At 31.8% G+C, this 2,714-nt stretch carries 5 protein-coding genes; 3 read left to right on the plus strand and 2 right to left on the minus strand.

What is annotated here, in order from left to right; translation table 11 throughout:
- Positions 1-87 precede the first annotated feature (87 nt).
- Positions 88-1,182 carry an FtsZ/tubulin family protein gene (locus tag JCM16418_RS23210; RefSeq protein WP_036653792.1) on the minus strand — a complete coding sequence of 365 codons (1,095 nt, stop codon included), beginning with the start codon at positions 1,180-1,182 and terminating at the stop codon, positions 88-90.
- Entirely contained in the window at positions 1,182-1,466 is a 285-nt protein-coding gene (locus JCM16418_RS23215; RefSeq protein ID WP_036653794.1) for a hypothetical protein, read from the minus strand. Before JCM16418_RS23215 ends, JCM16418_RS23210 begins: the two co-directional genes overlap by 1 nt.
- Before the next feature lie 209 nt (positions 1,467-1,675).
- Between JCM16418_RS23215 and JCM16418_RS23220 the strand changes: the two genes are divergently transcribed.
- From JCM16418_RS23220 to JCM16418_RS25225, 3 genes are all read left to right on the plus strand, one after another.
- The gene (locus JCM16418_RS23220; RefSeq protein ID WP_036653796.1) at positions 1,676-1,909 is read left to right on the plus strand and encodes a helix-turn-helix domain-containing protein; all 234 of its coding nucleotides are present in this window, start codon (positions 1,676-1,678) and stop codon (positions 1,907-1,909) included.
- Positions 1,910-2,125: 216 nt separating this feature from the next.
- A complete protein-coding gene (locus tag JCM16418_RS23225; protein ID WP_052020737.1) occupies positions 2,126-2,506 on the plus strand; it encodes a type II toxin-antitoxin system PemK/MazF family toxin in 381 nt (126 codons plus the stop codon).
- A 27-nt stretch (positions 2,507-2,533) separates the two neighbouring features.
- Positions 2,534-2,701, plus strand: a complete 168-nt coding sequence (locus tag JCM16418_RS25225; RefSeq protein WP_156327261.1) for a hypothetical protein — start codon at positions 2,534-2,536, stop codon at positions 2,699-2,701.
- Positions 2,702-2,714: the final 13 nt, after the last annotated feature.

Raw genomic sequence — 2,714 nt, forward strand, 5'->3', positions numbered from 1 at the left:
TATTTTAACTCCATTTTTATCCATTTCTATAAATTGACTCCATATCTGTGCAACTGTCATTGCAAACACTCTCCTTTATATTTGGTATTATCGATTGTATTTACTTAAAATATCTAAAACAGACACTTTCTCTTCTTGCTTTTTCTCAAAAGGCGTTCTTGAGATATTTAAGTTCATTTTATAGCTCTTATCAACTAGTTTTTCGTTTTGATCCTGTTTGTTGTTGAAAGTTAGCTCAATATCTTTTAAGCGATTGAATGACCATCTAAGGCCACTTAACAGAGTAATTATCTTACCGCTATGTTCATGGTAATACCCTTCAAAAACCTCAATTGGAGGTAGATGGAATGAGCTGAATAATGAATCTAATCTTATGAAGTCCATGAGATTTTCTTGACCATCAAAAACGATGGCTGCACTAATAGCCTTATCGGAAGACAGAGGAGCAAATATAGATTTTTGCCAAGACTCTGTAATCTTATCAATTAATCCTTCAATGGTAAGGTCGATAGTTTGTAATGAAGCAGAGAGAGGTGTTTCTGAAATAGTTGCTATTCCTCTTGTTTTTAATACAGTTATAAGATCTTTCTCATCAAAGTTTCCATTTTTAGAATGTTTATTTGTATAACTTGAGAGGTTATAAATAAGAGATGTTGCGTTTTTATTGGATATCTCGAATAACTTATTCTTACCAATTGAAGGATTTTGATTGCGTATCTGTTGATTATCTATCGGGAAAACTGCTAAATCTAATTGAGATAACTCTTCAAAAGTAGCTAAACAATTAATTTGAGCTGTTTCAGATTCAGTGAGATCAGGTAAAATTACTAAAGCAATAAAAGTTTTATCAGGAAGTAAATTTATAGCCATATCTAACAGAATGGGGCTGATACCACTTCCAGAGCCGCCTGATGAAGAGAAAGCAAAAGCTATTATTTTTTCATTTGCGAAATTGTCTTTTATGAATGATATTGCTGTTTCCCACTGATCTTGAAATAACTTGATAGCGTCATCTCTATTTTTACCAACTCCTTCTGATCCAAGTAAACGTAATTTGTGTTTTACATTTACAGCATCCAAATCTTTCTGAGAATAGTTTATTGCTCCAGCTAATAATCCAAGTCTTTCTGCTTCAGCAGCTATATTTGATCCTGCCTGACCTGATCCAATCACAGCTAGCACTAAGCACCAACTCCTTTTACTGCTGTTTTTATTGCTACACTCCCGAAATCTGAAATGTACAAAGTGTGCATTTTTTGAAGTGTAACAATTTCAATAAATTTATTGGCGCTAAGACGATAAATGATGCGACGGAACGTTCCTTCTGTTAACCCTGTGGAAGACATTACTTCAGAGTTTTTAATTGCTTTAAATCCAGCCGTTGCGTCATTGTCTAAAAGATATCCTAGTACTTTCATATCATCAATTGTAAGATGACTTGCTACATACTCAAAGTAATCATCCATAATAAGCGCACCTCCTTCTAAATGTTCTAGGTTCATTTATGCTCTTGTTTGATATTACTTCGTGTTGTTTTCGCCTTGATGATAAATGTTATGAAGGTACAAATTGTCCATATTACTAATAGTTAGACACATTTTTTTTAACTTGTATATTTTTAAGTCTACTTGTCCAAACTTCTATTAATGCTTTTTAATAGAAGGAAGGCGTAGATATGAGTATTCGTGGTTTAGGAATTGGAAAACCAAGAACCAGATTAGGTAAGTTTTTAGATAATAATGGATTAACTCAATCATGGCTTGAGCAAAAGACAGGAATTAGTAATCCAACTATGGTTAAACTTTGTGGGGACAAGAGTTACAGTCCGTATGAGAACACGAAAATAAAAATTATTAAAGTACTAAGAAAAGAATTAGATGAGTATATTGACGTGAATGATTTTTGGTAACAAATCATATTTGTAAAAAAAAGTCAATAACAAATTGAATGCACCAAATTTTGTTAATTTTTAACATCGAATGTGGTTGACATTCTCAAAATTAGAACGTTTGTTCTGTTGTAAAGAGAATAAAAATTATCTATAATGAAAGAAATAGTAAATGATTCGTTTGGTTGGTATTATGAAATTTCTACTAATAATATTATTTTAAAAAGGAGGATAAACATGAGTTTGTTACTTGAGAAACCTTGTTTTAATAATGAAGCAATACTTAGAGGAGACATCTGGATGGTAGATCTAGATTTAAGTGTGGGCAGCGAACAAGGAGGCATTCGACCTTGTTTGATTCTTCAGTCGAATAAAGGAAATATGTTTGCTCCAACAGTTACGATAATTCCAATGTCAGCATCTACATCAAAAAAACCATTGCCAATGCATGTATATCTTAAGGCTGAAAAATACGGACTAGATAGAGATAGTTTCTTGGGTACTGAACAGATTACTACTGTAGATAAGTTAAACTTAATGTATAAGATCACAGAACTAGATGATGATGCTATGCAGCGTGTACAAAGAGCTCTGAGTATCCATTTAAGTTTTAATTAAGAAAAATTCTGTTAGGAGAGTGAGTTTATGTTTAAAGTAGTAGGCAAAGGAATTTTTTCTAAAGATTTATTGATTCAAAAGTTAGAAGAATGGGGAATTATTGATCCTAAAACAACTATTGCTCTAGTCATGAATAAAGGAAAATTAATATGTGATAATGATATTAGAATTTTATATGTTAGAGGTTCTTTCTAAATAATAAATAATA

Source organism: Paenibacillus pini JCM 16418, from assembly GCF_000576305.1.
Lineage (GTDB): Bacteria > Bacillota > Bacilli > Paenibacillales > Paenibacillaceae > Paenibacillus_AQ > Paenibacillus_AQ pini.

Excerpts from the sequence above, each read along its gene's own strand:
- JCM16418_RS23215 (WP_036653794.1), bottom strand. The coding sequence starts at position 1,466 with ATGGATGATTACTTTGAGTATGTAGCAAGTCATCTTACAATTGATGAT.
- JCM16418_RS25225 (WP_156327261.1), top strand. The coding sequence starts at position 2,534 with ATGTTTAAAGTAGTAGGCAAAGGAATTTTTTCTAAAGATTTATTGATT.
- JCM16418_RS23220 (WP_036653796.1), top strand. The coding sequence starts at position 1,676 with ATGAGTATTCGTGGTTTAGGAATTGGAAAACCAAGAACCAGATTAGGT.
- JCM16418_RS23225 (WP_052020737.1), top strand. The coding sequence starts at position 2,126 with ATGAGTTTGTTACTTGAGAAACCTTGTTTTAATAATGAAGCAATACTT.